Source organism: Celeribacter sp. (assembly GCF_048266405.1).
Classification (GTDB): Bacteria; Pseudomonadota; Alphaproteobacteria; order Rhodobacterales; family Rhodobacteraceae; genus Celeribacter.
On sequence record NZ_JBLWZO010000006.1, the window covers coordinates 153,435 to 169,068 of the forward strand.

General features: G+C 55.8%; 17 protein-coding genes. 4 read left to right on the forward strand and 13 right to left on the reverse strand.

The window, feature by feature from the left end; translation table 11 throughout:
- Positions 1 to 53 precede the first annotated feature (53 nt).
- On the forward strand, positions 54 to 1,556 hold the full coding sequence (locus ACN0TS_RS12895) for a CoA-acylating methylmalonate-semialdehyde dehydrogenase (RefSeq protein ID WP_417259768.1): 1,503 nt from the start codon (positions 54 to 56) through the stop codon (positions 1,554 to 1,556).
- Between the two features lie 149 nt (positions 1,557 to 1,705).
- Here ACN0TS_RS12895 and ACN0TS_RS12900 read toward each other — a convergent pair whose 3' ends face one another.
- The 9 genes from ACN0TS_RS12900 to ACN0TS_RS12940 all read right to left on the reverse strand — a co-directional run bounded on the left by ACN0TS_RS12900 (position 1,706) and on the right by ACN0TS_RS12940 (position 9,064).
- The gene (locus ACN0TS_RS12900) at positions 1,706 to 2,143 is read right to left on the reverse strand and encodes a molybdenum cofactor biosynthesis protein MoaE (protein WP_417259769.1); all 438 of its coding nucleotides are present in this window, start codon (positions 2,141 to 2,143) and stop codon (positions 1,706 to 1,708) included.
- 1 nt (position 2,144) lies between these two features.
- Positions 2,145 to 2,393 (reverse strand): molybdopterin converting factor subunit 1, encoded by a 249-nt coding sequence (gene moaD, locus ACN0TS_RS12905; RefSeq protein ID WP_417259770.1) that lies wholly within the window; start codon positions 2,391 to 2,393, stop codon positions 2,145 to 2,147.
- A complete protein-coding gene (pgsA, locus tag ACN0TS_RS12910) occupies positions 2,386 to 3,057 on the reverse strand; it encodes a CDP-diacylglycerol--glycerol-3-phosphate 3-phosphatidyltransferase (protein WP_417259771.1) in 672 nt (223 codons plus the stop codon). The genes moaD and pgsA overlap by 8 nt, the downstream gene beginning before the upstream one ends.
- A gap of 18 nt (positions 3,058 to 3,075) precedes the next feature.
- Positions 3,076 to 4,956 (reverse strand): excinuclease ABC subunit UvrC, encoded by a 1,881-nt coding sequence (gene uvrC, locus ACN0TS_RS12915; protein WP_417259772.1) that lies wholly within the window; start codon positions 4,954 to 4,956, stop codon positions 3,076 to 3,078.
- Between the two features lie 303 nt (positions 4,957 to 5,259).
- Entirely contained in the window at positions 5,260 to 6,042 is a 783-nt protein-coding gene (locus tag ACN0TS_RS12920) for an SDR family oxidoreductase (protein WP_417259773.1), read from the reverse strand.
- Positions 6,043 to 6,052: 10 nt separating this feature from the next.
- Complete coding sequence (locus tag ACN0TS_RS12925) at positions 6,053 to 7,009, reverse strand: calcium/sodium antiporter (protein WP_417259774.1); 957 nt, start codon at positions 7,007 to 7,009, stop codon at positions 6,053 to 6,055.
- On the reverse strand, positions 7,009 to 7,176 hold the full coding sequence (locus ACN0TS_RS12930) for a hypothetical protein (protein ID WP_417259775.1): 168 nt from the start codon (positions 7,174 to 7,176) through the stop codon (positions 7,009 to 7,011). The genes ACN0TS_RS12925 and ACN0TS_RS12930 overlap by 1 nt, the downstream gene beginning before the upstream one ends.
- A gap of 1 nt (position 7,177) precedes the next feature.
- Positions 7,178 to 7,972, reverse strand: coding sequence for a S49 family peptidase (locus ACN0TS_RS12935; protein WP_417259776.1), 795 nt, complete (start codon positions 7,970 to 7,972; stop codon positions 7,178 to 7,180).
- Between the two features lie 54 nt (positions 7,973 to 8,026).
- The gene (locus tag ACN0TS_RS12940; RefSeq protein WP_417259777.1) at positions 8,027 to 9,064 is read right to left on the reverse strand and encodes a zinc ABC transporter substrate-binding protein; all 1,038 of its coding nucleotides are present in this window, start codon (positions 9,062 to 9,064) and stop codon (positions 8,027 to 8,029) included.
- A 91-nt stretch (positions 9,065 to 9,155) separates the two neighbouring features.
- On the opposite strand from ACN0TS_RS12940, the gene ACN0TS_RS12945 reads away from it, so the two are divergent.
- The 3 genes from ACN0TS_RS12945 to ACN0TS_RS12955 are packed head-to-tail and all read left to right on the forward strand — an operon-like array spanning position 9,156 to position 11,196.
- Positions 9,156 to 9,638: a transcriptional repressor gene (locus tag ACN0TS_RS12945; protein ID WP_417259778.1), complete on the forward strand. Its 483-nt coding sequence runs from the start codon at positions 9,156 to 9,158 to the stop codon at positions 9,636 to 9,638.
- Complete coding sequence (gene znuC / locus ACN0TS_RS12950; protein ID WP_417259779.1) at positions 9,635 to 10,402, forward strand: zinc ABC transporter ATP-binding protein ZnuC; 768 nt, start codon at positions 9,635 to 9,637, stop codon at positions 10,400 to 10,402. Before ACN0TS_RS12945 ends, znuC begins: the two co-directional genes overlap by 4 nt.
- Positions 10,399 to 11,196, forward strand: a complete 798-nt coding sequence (locus tag ACN0TS_RS12955) for a metal ABC transporter permease (protein ID WP_417259780.1) — start codon at positions 10,399 to 10,401, stop codon at positions 11,194 to 11,196. Before znuC ends, ACN0TS_RS12955 begins: the two co-directional genes overlap by 4 nt.
- Here the strand turns inward: ACN0TS_RS12955 and ACN0TS_RS12960 are convergent.
- The 4 genes from ACN0TS_RS12960 to ACN0TS_RS12975 are packed head-to-tail and all read right to left on the reverse strand — an operon-like array spanning position 11,193 to position 15,462.
- Complete coding sequence (locus tag ACN0TS_RS12960) at positions 11,193 to 12,686, reverse strand: mannitol dehydrogenase family protein (RefSeq protein ID WP_417259781.1); 1,494 nt, start codon at positions 12,684 to 12,686, stop codon at positions 11,193 to 11,195. The genes ACN0TS_RS12955 and ACN0TS_RS12960 overlap by 4 nt on opposite strands.
- 47 nt (positions 12,687 to 12,733) lie before the next feature.
- Positions 12,734 to 13,741 carry an ABC transporter ATP-binding protein gene (locus ACN0TS_RS12965; protein ID WP_417259782.1) on the reverse strand — a complete coding sequence of 336 codons (1,008 nt, stop codon included), beginning with the start codon at positions 13,739 to 13,741 and terminating at the stop codon, positions 12,734 to 12,736.
- Positions 13,742 to 13,752: 11 nt separating this feature from the next.
- A complete protein-coding gene (locus tag ACN0TS_RS12970; protein ID WP_417259783.1) occupies positions 13,753 to 14,583 on the reverse strand; it encodes a carbohydrate ABC transporter permease in 831 nt (276 codons plus the stop codon).
- A 12-nt stretch (positions 14,584 to 14,595) separates the two neighbouring features.
- Positions 14,596 to 15,462, reverse strand: a complete 867-nt coding sequence (locus ACN0TS_RS12975) for a carbohydrate ABC transporter permease (RefSeq protein WP_417259784.1) — start codon at positions 15,460 to 15,462, stop codon at positions 14,596 to 14,598.
- Positions 15,463 to 15,634 lie beyond the last annotated feature (172 nt).

Genomic DNA, 15,634 nt, shown 5'->3' on the forward strand with positions numbered 1-15,634 from the left:
CCGAATCCCGCCTGACACGGCAGATTCACACCGACATGACACAGGAGCGTCCCATGACCGAGATTGCACACTTCATCAACAACGCCCAAGTAGCCAGCACATCAGGCCGCAGCCAACCCGTCTTTAACCCTGCCACGGGCGAGAGCAATAAAACCGTTGCCTTGGCCACCATTGACGAGGTGAACGCAGGTGTCGCCGCCGCTAAAGCCGCATGGCCCGCATGGTCCAAAACCCCCTCTTTGCGCCGCGCACGTATCCTCGACAAATTCAAAAACATCCTGTGGGAACGCGCCGAAGAACTTGCCCGCGCCGTCTCCGAAGAGCACGGTAAAACCCACGACGATGCGCTCGGCGAAGTCACCCGTGGTATCGAAGTTGTCGAATTCGCTGTTGGCGCGCCGCACCTGCTCAAAGGCGAGTTCTCCGAAAACGTCGGCACAGGCGTGGACAGCTACTCCATCCGTCAGGCGCTTGGCGTCGTTGCGGGCATCACCCCGTTCAACTTCCCCGCAATGGTTCCCCTCTGGATGTTCCCGATCGCTTTGGTCACAGGCAACACCTTTGTCCTCAAACCCTCCGAGCGCGACCCGTCCGCATCGCTTCTGATGGCCGAATGGCTCAAAGAAGCAGGCCTGCCCGATGGCGTGTTCAACATCGTCCAAGGTGACAAGGTCGCCGTCGATGCGCTGCTTGAACATCCCGATGTCAAAGCCATCTCCTTCGTCGGCTCCACCCCCATCGCGAAATACATCTACGAAACAGGCACCGCCAACGGCAAACGCGTTCAGGCCTTGGGTGGCGCGAAAAACCACATGATCATCATGCCCGACGCCGACCTCGACATGGCCGCAAATGCGCTCATGGGCGCGGCCTTCGGCTCCGCAGGCGAACGCTGCATGGCAATCTCCGTCGCCGTTCCCGTCACCGACGCCGTGGCCGATGCGCTGATCGAGAAACTCGTGCCTCAGATCGAAGCTCTCAAAATCGGTCCATCGACAATGGAAGGTGCCGAAATGGGCCCGCTTGTCACCAAACAGGCACAAGAGAAAGTCCTCGGCTACATTGATAGCGGCGAGCAAGAAGGCGCGAAAATCGTCGTCGATGGCCGCAATTTCAAACAGGACAAGCAAGGCTACGAGAACGGCTACTTCGTTGGCGGCACATTGATCGACAATGTGACAACCGACATGAAAATCTGGAAAGAAGAGATTTTCGGACCCGTTCTCTCCGTCGTGCGCCGCAACTCCTATAGCGATGCGGTCGCCCTGATTGACCAGTGCGAATACGCCAACGGCACCGCGATCTTTACCCGTGACGGCGACACCGCCCGTGCCTTCGCCCAAGACATCGAAGTGGGCATGGTCGGCATCAACGTTCCGATCCCTGTGCCAATGGCCTTCAACTCGTTCGGCGGGTGGAAAGCATCGATCTTTGGCGACCACCACATGTATGGCATGGAAGGTGTGCGATTCTACACTCGCATCAAGACCACCACACAACGCTGGCCTACAGGTCAACGCACCGACGCGGAATTCACCATGCCAACGCTCGGCTAAACCGGATCACATCCCAAAACAAAAGGCGCCTCTCGGGGCGCCTTTTTTTCATGTCCTGTGGTCCGGGCTGTCTATGAACGCAACGCTCGCAGGGTCCGACAGATGTCCGACGCATAGCCGACACATATCCGATCGGGTGTTTTGGGGCTTTACCAGCGCTTCAACGCGTCCTCATCCACGGCCTTCGCCGCGACCCAATCCGCGCCCGATGTGGTGACTTCTTTCTTCCAAAACGGGGCACGTGATTTGAGATAATCCATCAAATATTCCGCCGCCTCGAACGCCTCGACACGGTGACGGGCCGCTGTGGCCACCATCATAATCTGGTCGCCCACCACGAGCTTTCCATAGCGGTGAATCACCAGACAATCGGTCAACGCCCATCGCTCCACAGCCTCACGCGCAATGGCCTCAATCGCCGCTTCGCACATGCCAGGATAGTGTTCGATTTCCATGTGCTGAAGGTCGCCCGTATCGTCGCGCACGAGCCCCGTAAAACTAACAGTTGCGCCGGTGTTTGGACCACGTCCGAACCCGTCCAAAGCGCGGGCCAGATCGAAGTCCTCCGCCTGAACCGAGATCCGCATCTCAGCCCCCTGTCATAGGTGGGAAAAACGCCACTTCGCGCACGCCTTCGAGTGGCGCTTCAAAGTCCATCAACTCCTGATCCACCGCCACGCGCAAAGACCCTAAGTCCTCGAAAGCAAAGGCATAACGCTCTTCGCGGGCTTTCAGCTCATTGACCAGATCGGCCACGGTCTCGGCCTGTGTGTCAACCTGTTCGCGCGGCACACCAATGCGCTCGCGCACCCATGCAAAATACACCACATCAATCATCGCTCGGCTCCCGCAAAAACGGCATGGCTTTGATCAGATAATCCGCACCCGTAATCACGGTCAAAATCGCCGCGATCCAAAACAGAACGATGCCGCCTGTGTAACTCCAGACCATACCGAGATACTTCCACCCGAGCCCGTTCACATCCTCGATGTCGCCCGCCAGAATGCCGTCGAGGGTCGCACCATCCATGCCGAAGGTTCCCATCCCGACATAGTGAGAAAAAAGACCATAACTCAACAGGATAGTAATCGAGACCATCTGCAAGGTGGTCTTCCACTTGGCCAGTTTCGTGACTTTCAAAAGCCCCGCCGTAGCGCCCAGAAATTCACGCAATCCAGAAACAAATGTCTCGCGCAAAATGATGAACGCTGCAGGAAAGACGATCCAGAATGATGCGCCGAAATTCATCGCCAGAACGGCAATCGCCGTCATCACCATCGCCTTATCCGCAATCGGATCAAGCATCGCCCCAAAGCGCGATGTCTGCTTCCATGCGCGGGCGATATAGCCGTCAACATAATCCGTGAGCGATGCGCCCACAAAGAACAGCACAGCCGCCCAATCTGAATAAGGGTGGGGCAAAACGAGAAAGACGATTGCGATGGCCGGCGCGCACAGCAACCGAAAAACGGTGAGTATATTAGGGATGTTCCAAATCATACCTATATCCTTACAACCTTATCCGCCCTCATGGAAGAAGTCGTAGATCGTCTGTGCGACCGTTTCCGAAATTCCGTCCACCGCCTTGAGGTCTGCGAGATTGGCAAGCCCCACAGCCTTGGCCGATCCGAAATGCGCGAGCAACGCCCGTTTGCGGGTCGCCCCCACGCCGGGTACATCATCAAGCGGCGTGGCGCCAATCGCTTTGGACCGTTTGGCGCGGTGAGTGCCGATTGCAAACCGGTGCACTTCGTCACGGATACGTTGGATGAAATACAAAACAGGGTCATTGCGTTGTAGTGCAAAGGGGCGTTTTCCCGTGCGGTAAAACTCTTCTTTCCCGTGGTCGCGATCAACGCCTTTGGCGACCCCCACCATCGGAATGTCATCCACCCCCAATTCCGTCAATATCTCTTGCACAGCAGACACTTGTCCTGCGCCGCCATCAATCAAAAGCAGGCTCGGCCATGTGTCGCCTTTGCGCTCGGGGTCTTCTTTCAACAAGCGTTTGAAACGACGCGTCATGACCTCTTTCATCATGCCAAAATCGTCGCCCGCCGTGATCCCGTCCCCCTTGATATCGAACTTGCGATATTGGGATTTCATAAAGCCCTCTGGCCCCGCCACAATCATCGCGCCCACCGCATGGGCCCCTTGGATATGCGAGTTGTCGTAGGCTTCGATCCGTGTCGGCATTTCGGGAAGATCAAACGCCTCCGCCACGCCCTTGAGCAATTTGGTTTGCGCCGCACTCTCGGACATTTTACGCCCGAGGCTTTCACGCGCATTGCGCACAGCGCCCGCCACCAGTTCGGACTTCTCGCCGCGTTGAGGAACAAGCACCTCAACCTTGCGCTGCGCCCTTTCCGACAACGCGGCTTCAAGTAGGTCCTTGTCATCGACATCGTGGCTCAGGATCAACTGACGCGGCGGTTCTTTCTTGTCATAGAACTGACCGATAAAGGCCCCCATCACCTCAGCTTCCGACACGTCGGCCCCGACACGCGGATAGAAATCCTGATTTCCCCAGTTTTGGTTGGCGCGGATAAAGAACACCTGAACACAGGCCTGACCGCCCTCCATGTGGAGGCCGATAATGTCGCCCTCCGACACAGTGCGCGGATTGATCCCTTGGGCTGTTTGAACATTGGTCATCGCCCGAATACGGTCACGCAAGGCGGCGGCTTTTTCAAACTCCAGCGCCTCGGAGGCCTCTTCCATCTCTTTAGCGAGCCGCGCCTGAAGCCCTGTATCCTTGCCTTGCAAAAACCGCTCGGCCTCCGCGACCAGTTCCGCGTAATCCTCTTTGGAGATTTTACCCACACAAGGGGCCACACACCGCTTGATTTGGTGCTGAAGACATGGGCGCGTGCGCCCCTCGTAATCACTGTTCGAGCAATTGCGCAGCATAAAGACGCGCTGCAATTGATTGAGGGTGCTGTTCACATTGCTCGCCGAGGCGAACGGACCATAGTAAGCCCCTTTTCGCTTCTTTGCGCCGCGATGTTTCAGGATCTGCGGGAAGTCGTGATCCTTGGTCACAAGGATGTTCGGGAAAGATTTATCATCGCGCAGTAGCACATTGTAGCGCGGCTTCAGTTGCTTGATGAGGTTCTGCTCCAAGAGCAGTGCTTCGGTCTCGGTGCGGGTCGTCAAAAACATCATTTGAGACGTTTCAGAGATCATCCGCGCGATCCGCGGACTGTGCCCATGAGGACGCGCGTAATTGGACACACGGTTCTTGAGGTTCTTGGCTTTGCCCACGTAGAGAACGTTATGTTCAGGGTCGAGCATTCGGTAAACGCCGGGCGATCCGTCAAGCATACGCAAGTATCCGTCGATCACCTTATGACCACGAGGAACGTTCTTTTCGCGCCTTTCTCCTGTCTCTTCGCTCATATCGACCTTTGTATGATTCTCGGCTTTAGCTGCAACCTTAACGCACTCGCCGCAAGAGGAAACTCATCCACGGAATCTGTGGATAACTCTGATGATAAGTTTTCGTGATCGCGAAATTTCCTTTGCTACGGGGCAATTTCGGCAATTTGCCTAAAAAATAGGCACATAAATATCCCATTGTTTTTAAACGATATTTTAAAATCCCTCTAGCAAGTCGTTGAAAATATTTACATTTTGTTTACATTCAGCCGGAACAAAGAGGCGCGGTGCACAACTTATGACAGAGTCCACCAAGCCTGCTCGTCAGTCGGTCAATATATCAGGCGTGTTCCAAGCCAGATGCTGCCCACCATCCACGCACAAAAGCTGCCCTGTGACCCCATCGGCATCGATGAAATACCCAAGAGCCGCCGTAATATCCTCAGGGTTTGATCCGCGCTCCAATATGGTCGCTGCACGTTGTGCCTCGAACATATCGCGCTCTTGATGCGCGCCTTGCAGCGTCGGCCCCGGGCCAATGGCATTGACACGAATACGCGGGGCAAGGGCCTGAGCCGCTGTTTGGGTGAACGCCCAAAGCCCCATTTTGGCAATCGTATAGCTCATAAATTTTGGGGTGAGCTTCCGAACGCGTTGATCGAGCATATTAATCACAAGCGCCTGTGCCACTGCCTCGCCACGTGCATCGCGCCCTGTATCGGGGGCCTGTGCCGCAAAGGCCTGTGTCAGGACCACGGGCGCCCGCAGATTGCTCTCGATATGACGATCCCAACTTTCACGCGTTCCCGTCTCGATGCTGTCGGCTTCATAGATCGAGGCATTATTCACCAGAACGGTCAATGGCCTGCCAAGAACGGCAGCAGCGCGATCGACCAATTGCGCGGCCTCTTCTTCAACCAGAAGATCAGCTTGAACAGCCTCCGCCCTCACGCCCATCAAGCGCAATTCACTCACCACTTCCGCAGCAGCATCCGCAGAGGTCGCATAATGCACAGCCACATCAAACCCGCGTTCGCCAAGGTAAAGCGCCATAGCACGACCCAATCGTTTGCCCGCGCCCGTGACCAATGCCCGCTGTGCTTTCATCTCATCCCTCTCAGAACACCATCACAATGTAGCAGACATATAGAGCGGTCAGGATAACACCCCAAATCTTTGTGATACTTTTCCGACGCAGCACAAAAAGGCCGAGCAAAAGCGACGAAGCAATCATCACCCAAATGTCGAACGTCATGATTTCTGGTGCGACGGGGATTTTCCCGAAAAAGGAGGCGACGCCGATGATGCCCAACAGGTTGAACATATTCGACCCGATAACGTTGCCAAAGGCCACATCCGCCTGACGACGCAATGCGGCCATCACCGTGGTGGCAAGCTCAGGCAAGGACGTGCCAAGAGCAACAAGCGTCAGACCGATAACGGTATCAGAGACGCCAAATGATTTCGCAATATGTGTCGAGGCATTCACCAATAACTCTGCACCAATGGGAAGCCCGACCAGACCAATGACGAGAAAGCCAATGACTTTAAACCAACTCATGTGAGGGTCGGCACCCTCCAACTCGCTCTCGTCTAAGTCACACGCAACCACATCAACTGCATTCGTGCGATGACATCGTGCGGTATAGGCCGCATGCGCCAACATCATTCCAAGTGCGCCGAGCAGGATCAGACCAGACACCCAACCGAAGGGACCAATAAAAGCCAAGGCAGTGAAAAGAGCTGTTGCGGCAATCATTTGAAGGTAACTCGCACGGGTAGAGTTATCGACCACATGCAGCGTCGTGATCAGTGCGGGAATCCCCATAACCAACAGAACGTTGGCCGTGTTGGACCCCACAACATTCCCAAGGGCAAGGCCCGGAACGCCTTCACGGATGGCTGAAATCGAGATCAGCAATTCTGGTGCGGATGTTCCGAAGGCAACAATGGTCAAGCTCACGATCAACGCAGGCACCCCAAGGCGCAAAGACAGGTTTACCGCCCCACGCACCAAAGCGTCGCCAGCCAGAAGCAAGAGCACAAGCCCCGCGACAGCATACAAAAAGTCCATTACGGTTTCCCTTTCGAGCAGGCGCACGGGCCTTTGCCGATGACATAGCGCCCGCATTTGGGGCACTTCATTGAGGCGAGTTTTGTCTGGCCCGGGAAGCGGAAACGACCGAACAACGCCAAGACAGCCATAAAGATCATAAAGATCGTGATGATTTTGAAAATCATATTAGAGCCCGTAACGCGCCCAGAGGCCGCGCTCTTCGACCGAGGTCATAACGCCATCTAATATCTGCGCACCGAAGCGGCCAAAGAAAGGTTTTTTCGGACCGAATACAGCGAAACGCGTTTTTTTGCCGTGCAGCTCTTTCATTGTCGGCATGAGATGCCCAATCGCATCTGCCAACCCAAGCTCAATGCTTGTCTGGCCTGTCCAAAAGGTGCCATCAAAAACGTCGGCCTCTTCGGGCAAGCGATCTCCACGGGACGTTTTCACATGATGAATAAAGGACACATGAACTTCATCTTGGAGCGATTTGAGCCGCGCCACATCCTCATCTTGTTCAGGTTTGAATGGGTCCAGTTGGCTCTTTGATCCACCCGCCGTGTAGACGCGACGCTCAATGCCATGCTTGGCGATCAGCTGATCAAAGCCAAAGCCCGCCGAGATCACACCGATGGACCCGACAATCGAGCTACGGTCCACATAGATTTTATCGGCAGCACAGGCGAGCCAATACCCCCCTGAAGCCGCGACATCTTCAACGAAAGCATAGACAGGAATCCCCTTTTCATCCGCCAATCGCCGAATACGGGCTGCAATCAAAGATGACTGAACGGGCGATCCACCCGGGGAGTTGATAGACAGGGCAACCGCCGTGGGCTTGCCTTTACGAAAGGCTCGCTCAATTGCGGGCGCAATCGCCTGATCGTTCAACCCGCCACGCTTAGTGGCGATCGCCCCGTCGAGACGCACAACATTGACGCGCGGCGGGGACTTCAGAAATGGGATCAAGTGTTTCATACACTGGATGTAAAGCGGCAGCCCCCCTCAAACAAGGGGCGTTGACGCTTCGTCTCACTGGCACGACACAAACGCCTCCGCTATGTGATCCAAAAGCTCGATGTAGAACTCTGGATCATTGTCCAAATGCGCCCCAAGCGGATCAATCACAGCACGCGCCGCAACATGATCCCCAAGCACGGTATCAATGAGCTTTGCGTTAAACTGCGGCTCTGAAAGCGCACAAGTCACGTCCATCGCGTCCACAGTATCGCGCACTTCGGCGATGCGCTTGGGGCTTGGCGTACTTGCATCACTCATCGAGATGGCTCCAACCGCTTCGACCCCGAACCGCGCCTCGAAGTAATGGTAGGCGTCATGGAACACGATAAAATGGAGATCACTCAACGGCGCGAGTTTGGCGGCAATCCGTGCGGACGCCTCATCAATTTCCGCCTGCCCTGCTGTAGCGTTGGCGGCATAAAGGTCAGCATGCTCCGGGTCTTGCTTTGAGAGAGCGTCAGCAATAGCGCTCAGCCAGATTTTGCCATTTTCCGGATCAAGCCACATGTGGGGATCATCCCCCTCATGCGCATGGTCATCATGGGCGGAATCTTCGTCGTGATCGTCGTGCGCGTGGTCTTCAACATGATCGTCGTGCCCATGTTCATCATCGTGCGCGTGCTCATCGTCATGGTGATCCTCGTCCTCATGTCCGTCTTCGTGCTCGTGACCATGGTCGTGATCATGGGCCTCAAACGTTGCCCCTTCGCGGAAAGGCAAACGCACGGTTTGCTCCAGATTGGCAAGCGGCAAAGACAGAGCATTCGGGGCCACGCTGCCGATGGTCTCCGCCAACCACGGGGCCAATCCTTCGCCGGTCCAAATGACCAACTCGGCGTCTTGCAGCGCAGCCGCATTAGAGGGGCGTAGCGCGTAGTCATGTGGCGACGCGCCCTTGTCGAGCAGCAGCACAGGCTCACCCACCCCTTGCATTACGCGAGCGACCAGGCCGTGCACGGGTGGAATATCCGTCACAACATCAGGCACATCGGCAAAAGCAGGAAGGGTAGACACGAAAAACGCGAGAGTGGAGAGACGTCCGACAGACATGGTGAATTCCTGTTATATTATCACATTCGGAGGCTTGATATATGCAATAGTATAACATATCAATACCCCACAACTAAAAAGGACACCGCATATGGAGCCGCTCGGGTTCGCACGCCACGATCATAGTCACTGCGTCACGGATGCCGTGGCACAGGTGGACAGCCAATGTAAAATACGCGGATTAAAACTAACCCCTGTGCGCCGGCGGGCCTTGGAAATCCTCCTTGAGGAACACCGTGCCCTTGGGGCCTACGATGTCTTGGAGCGTCTGCGCGAAGATGGGTTCGGATCTCAACCTCCTGTGGCCTATCGTGCGCTCGACTTTCTCACCGCCAACGGTTTTGCCCATAAAATCGAACGGCTCAACGCCTTTATCGCCTGCGCCCATCCCGGTGACACCCACACACCTGCCTTCCTGATCTGTCGCCTTTGTCGCGCTGTCGCAGAAGCCGAAACACATCACGAAGAAGGCCTATTGGACCGTATTGCCGAGGCCACGGGATTCAATATCGAACGTGCAGTGTTGGAAGCCGAGGGTCTGTGCCCCAACTGTCAAAACGGGCCAGACGCATGAGCTTGGTCACATTAGAACATGTCGGGGTCGCATTGGGCGGGCGCGATGTCCTGACTGATGTGTCGTTCACAATGGATATGGGAGAGATCGTCACCATCGTCGGCCCGAACGGGTCGGGGAAGTCCACAATGCTACGTGTCATTGTTGGCGCGGTCCAACCGACCAAAGGCCGCGTCATACGCAAAGAGGGTCTCAAAATCGGATATGTTCCGCAAAAATTACATATTGATCCAACGTTGCCAATGACAGTGCGCCGTTTCCTGTCCCTGCCCCGCCGTGTCGACAATGATGCCGCCGATATGGCTCTCACGGAAACAGGCGCAGGGCACCTTTACGATCGTCAAATGGTGGATTTATCTGGTGGACAATTTCAACGCGTCCTTCTCGCCCGCGCTCTCTTGGCCAAGCCCGACCTGCTGATCCTTGATGAAGCAACACAGGGTCTCGACCAACCGGGATCGGCAGATTTCTACGATCACATCGACCGCGTGCGTCGCGAGTTTGGCTGTGCCGTCTTGATGGTCAGCCACGAGTTGCATGTTGTCATGGCCGCCTCTGATCGTGTGATCTGTCTCAACGGCCATGTGTGTTGCCAAGGCGAGCCCGAGCATGTCGCCTCCGCCCCCGAATACCGCGCCTTGTTTGGCACAGGAACGCATGGCGCATTGGCGCTTTACCGTCACGAGCACAGTCACACCCATGACACCTGCGACGACGCCGTTTGTGACCATGACCACTCACACGATCACGGGAGCGCCCCATGAGTTTTCTGGATGATTTTATGGTGCGCGCCGTTCTTGCCGGTATCGGCGTTGTCTTTGCTGCGGCCCCCTTGGGATGTTTCGTCGTCTGGCGGCGCATGGCATACTTCGGAGACGCCACAGCACATGCCGCAATCCTTGGCGTGGCTTTGGCACTTGCCTTTAACGTCTCGGTGTTTGGTGGCGTCACGGCCGTGGCACTCATCATGGCACTGGCCATCTCGTCACTCAACGGGCGCGGAGTAGCGATTGACACCATGCTCGGCGTAATGGCGCATTCATCACTGGCCTTTGGCCTTGTCGCAGTGTCGTTTATCGACGGCGTGCGCGTTGATTTGATGTCCTATCTTTTCGGCGACATTCTGGCGGTAAACCGCTCGGATCTCATGGTGATCTGGCTAGGCGCCGCATTGGTTTTGGCGTTGCTTATTTGGCGATGGCAGGGGCTTTTGACCTCGACACTCAATCCCGACCTTGCGACATCAGCAGGTCTGTCGCCACGACGCGAACAACTCATCCTGTCCATCGCACTGGCCATGGTCGTCGCCGTCGCGATCAAAGTGGTGGGCGCCTTGCTCATTGCCGCAATCCTCCTGATCCCCGCCGCCGCTGCCCGCCCCTTTGCCAAATCCCCCGAACGTATGGCGGTCATTGCAGTTGGCATTGGCATCACATCAGTCGTCGCGGGCATAGAAGCGGCGTTTATACTCGACACACCAACAGGGCCGACAATCGTCTGCACCGCAGCCGTGATCTTTGCACTTGGTCAGTTGGTACGATTGGTGCGAACGGCTTAGGACGCCAGATACGTTCTGATGGCCGCCTCTGTCCCATCGGCATAGATCGTCACGAGCCACGCCTCGAATGCGTCAGCAAAGCGCGGATCATCGGCCAGATCGCCATAGATGTGACGCATCGACAGCCACGCTTTAGGCGTCTCCTTTGCCTTCTGCGCCAAGGCGGTCAAATCAGCCCAGAAGGGATCGTTGGGCTCAACCGTGGAACCATCCTCACGCACGCCAAGACAATACCGCGCCCAGATTGCGGAACATAGAGCCAAGCCCTCAACCGAACGCCCCGCCGCCAAACTTTCGCGCACGGATGGGATAATAAACCCCGGCTGGCGCGACGAGCCGTCAAAGGCCACGCGGCGTGTGGTGTCCACGATCTTGGGATTCGAGAACCGATCATAGATCAGCTTGACGTAATCCTTAGGTGTAAACTCTGGCACAGGCTTGACGTTGGGCATGATCTCTTCACGCTCGACCTTGTCAAACAACGCCGCGATGACCTCGTGCTCCATACAGCCCGAAATCGTCTCGACACCAAGAACCGCACCCGCGACAGAAATCACTTGGTGTCCACCGTTAAGAATACGGATCTTCATCACTTCGTAGTCATGGACATGATCGGAGAAGGTCGCACCCGCTTTGTCCCAATCGGGACGGCCCGCACAAAAATCATCTTCGATCACCCATTGACGGAAATTCTCATGCGTCACTGGGACAGTGTCGCTCACACCCATCTCACGCGCGAACTCAAGCTCGCGTGGTCCCGTAGCAGGCACGATGCAATCCACCATCGAATTGGGGAAGGTACAGTTGGCGTCGATCCAATCCGCCAAATCGGGATCGGACATGCGGGCCAAGGTGACTACCGTTTGGCGCAAGATACCACCGTTGCCCTGAAGGTTGTCGCAGGACTGCCCTGTAAACGGTCCGACCCCACGATCACGGCGCAGCTTCAACGCGGCAACAATGGCCCCGAACGCCGTGCGTGGCGCTGTCGGATTGGCCGCATCATGAACAATGTCAGGATGACTTTGGTCGAAGCTCTGTGTGGCAGGATCAATAAAATAGCCGCCCTCGGTCACGGTCAGCGCAACGATACGAATGTCTGGCTGCGCCATACGTTCGATCAGCGGACCGTTGCCATCGCAAACAGGGACATAATCGATCATAGACCCGACCACCTCGGCAGAGGAGCTTGCAGGGTCCAACTCGATTAATGTGGTCAAATAGTCCTGCGCGGCCAGTTTTTTGCGCATCACTTCGTCGTTGGCCCGAACACCCGCACCAACGATGGCCCAATCATGGGCAAGCCCCTGCTCCATAAGAGTGTGCAGATACCACGACTGGTGCGCCCGATGGAAATTTCCAAGACCGATATGCACAATCCCCGCCGACAGAGTGGACCGGTCATAGGTCGGTCGCTTGATCGATTCAGGAAGGTCTTTCAATGTGGCGTTGCACAGGTTCATCGTTAAATTTCCAATCGTCTGGAGCATCCGCCCCCATCCTTTTCAAACGTTTCGTGCAGACACGGAACGGAGCGTTAATCAGCCATCCGCAGCCCATCGGCACCAAAACGATGCAGATGTTCGGGGTCGGGTGTCAGGAAGACTGTATCGCCATACTTGAACTCAACTTCACCTGAAGCACGCACTGTCAAAGGCTCTTCAAAACCCTCAACGGTGATGTGGAAAAACGTATCGGAGCCGAGGTGTTCGGAAACACCAACAGTGCCCTCCCAATCGCCTTTTTCACTATCAATCGCGATGTGTTCGGGTCGCGTCCCGATAGTCGTTGCGCCGATCTTTTCGGCTTCTGGACCTGTAATGAGGTTCATCTTTGGCGACCCGATAAAGCCCGCAACAAAAACGTTCCGCGGTGTGCGGTAGAGTTCCATCGGCGTGCCGACTTGCTCAATATGTCCCGCGCGCAGCACGACGATCTTGTCGGCCATTGTCATGGCTTCAACCTGATCGTGGGTCACATAGACCATCGTGGTGGCAAGGCGTTTGTGCAGCTCCGATATCTCCAACCGCATCCCGACGCGCAGTGCCGCATCAAGGTTGGAAAGTGGTTCATCAAACAGGAAGGCCGAAGGCTCACGCACGATAGCACGGCCAATAGCAACACGCTGACGCTGCCCGCCCGACAACTGCCCGGGACGACGGTCAAGGTAATCCGTGAGGTTAAGCGCCTTAGCAGCCGCGTCAATGCGACGGTCTTGCTCGGCTTGATCCATGCCCGCCATCTTCATCGGGAAGGCGATATTCTTGCGCACAGACATGTGCGGATATAGCGCGTAGCTCTGAAACACCATCGCCAAGCCGCGCTTGGCTGGAGGCAATTCGGTGGCGTCCTGCCCGTCGATACGGATCTGGCCGGAGCTGACATCCTCAAGGCCTGCGATCAAACGCAGCAAGGTAGATTTACCGCACCCCGATGGGCCAACAAAAACGGTAAACTCGCCGTCCTCAATGGTCAGGTCTAGCGGCGGAATTACCTCGACGTCCCCGAAAGTCTTGCGAACTTTATCAAGTGTAATGCGTCCCATGATCGTGTTCCTTATTTAACCGCGCCGAAGGTCAGGCCTCGGACAAGTTGTTTCTGGCTGAACCAGCCCATAATGAGGATCGGTGCGATCGCCATTGTGGAGGCAGCGGAAAGTTTGGCGTAAAACAGGCCCTCGGGGCTTGAATAACTCGCGATGAAAGCCGTGAGAGGGGCCGCTTTGATGGTCGTCAAATTGAGCGTCCAAAAGGCCTCGTTCCATGCCAGAATGATGTTGAGCAACATGGTCGACGCAATCCCGGGCACGGCCATTGGCGTGAGGATGTAGAGGATTTCGCTTTTGAGCGAAGCCCCATCCATGCGGGCGGCTTCCAAAATCTCACCGGGGATCTCTTTGAAATAGGTATAGAGCATCCAGATGATGATCGGCAGGTTTATCAGCGTCAGAACCGTGATGAGCAAGGTGTAGCTGTCGTAAATCCCGAGGGTGCGGGCGATCAGCACGATCGGAAAGAGCACGCCCACCGCTGGAAGCATCTTTGTGGAGAGCATCCAAAGCAAAACGTCTTTGGTGTGTTTTCCGGGAACAAATGCCATCGCCCATGCGGCAGGCACCGCAATGATGAGGCCAAGGATGGTCGAGCCAACCGACAGCACCACCGAGTTCCACAGGAAGCGTCCGTAGTCCGAGCGCTCTTGCACCACTCCATAGTTTTCCAACGTCCAGTTGAAGAACAGGAAGGAGGGCGGATCAGCGATAGCCTCAGCCTCGGTTTTAAAACTCGTGATGACGATCCAGAAGATCGGGAAGAAAATCAGAAGCCCCACACCCCACGCAATCGCGGTGTTGAAGGCTTTCTTTTGATTGGAAATTGCGCGTGCCATATCTTGTGCTCCTTACTTATCGAGGCTTTTGCCAACGATGCGCATCAAGAAGAGCGCAATGATGTTTGCGAGGATCACGGCGAAGATGCCACCAGCAGAGCCGAGACCGATGTTCTGGCTTTCGATAACGCGCTGGTAGATCAGGTACGTGAGTGTGCGGGTGCCGAAAGAACCTCCGGTGGTCACAAAGATTTCGGCAAAGATCGACAAAAGGAAGATGGTTTCAATCAGGATCACAACGGTGATCGCCCGGCTCAGGTGCGGCAAGATGATGTACCAGAACCGTTTGTGGGCGGGCGCTCCATCCATCTCAGAAGCTTCAAGCTGCTCACTGTCGAGCGACTGGATCGCCGTCAAAAGGATGAGTGTCGCGAAAGGGAGCCACTGCCATGAGACAATGAAGATGATTGATCCCAAGGGGGCTTGGCTGAGCCAATCGACAGGCTCTGCGCCAAAGAATTTGTAAAGGTGTGCAAACAACCCGTTCACAGGGTTCATAAACATGTTTTTCCACACCAGGGCCGATACAGTTGGCATGACAAAGAACGGAGCGATCACGAGGATACGCACGATGCCTTGTCCCCACATGGCGCGGTCCAACAAGAGCGACAAGAACACGCCGCCGACCACAGTAATGATCAAAATACCGCCCACCATCGTGAGCGTCGCCCAAACGGACGACCAGAAGGCCGAAGAACTCATAAAGCGCGAGTAGTTTTCAAAACCGACGCAACATTCAAACGTCAGCCGCATGGGGCGATAGTCCGTGAATGAGAAATAAAGCGTCATCACCAGTGGGACGATCATCCACAAAAACAGGGCGATGATGGCGGGCATGACCATCAGACGGGCCGCTGAGCGGGAATGCTGGGTAGCCATACTGGCCTCCTCCGGTTCGTATGCAAAAGTGCAAATTGAATATCGAGGTGTAAAAAGGGAACTCGTTAAGTGGCGCGACCACAAACCAAACGGAAAACTCGGTACCATGCGCCAGTTGTACAAGTGGGGTGGAGGCCGGCGAACCGGCCCCCTTGGTCCTTTGGGAAGGACG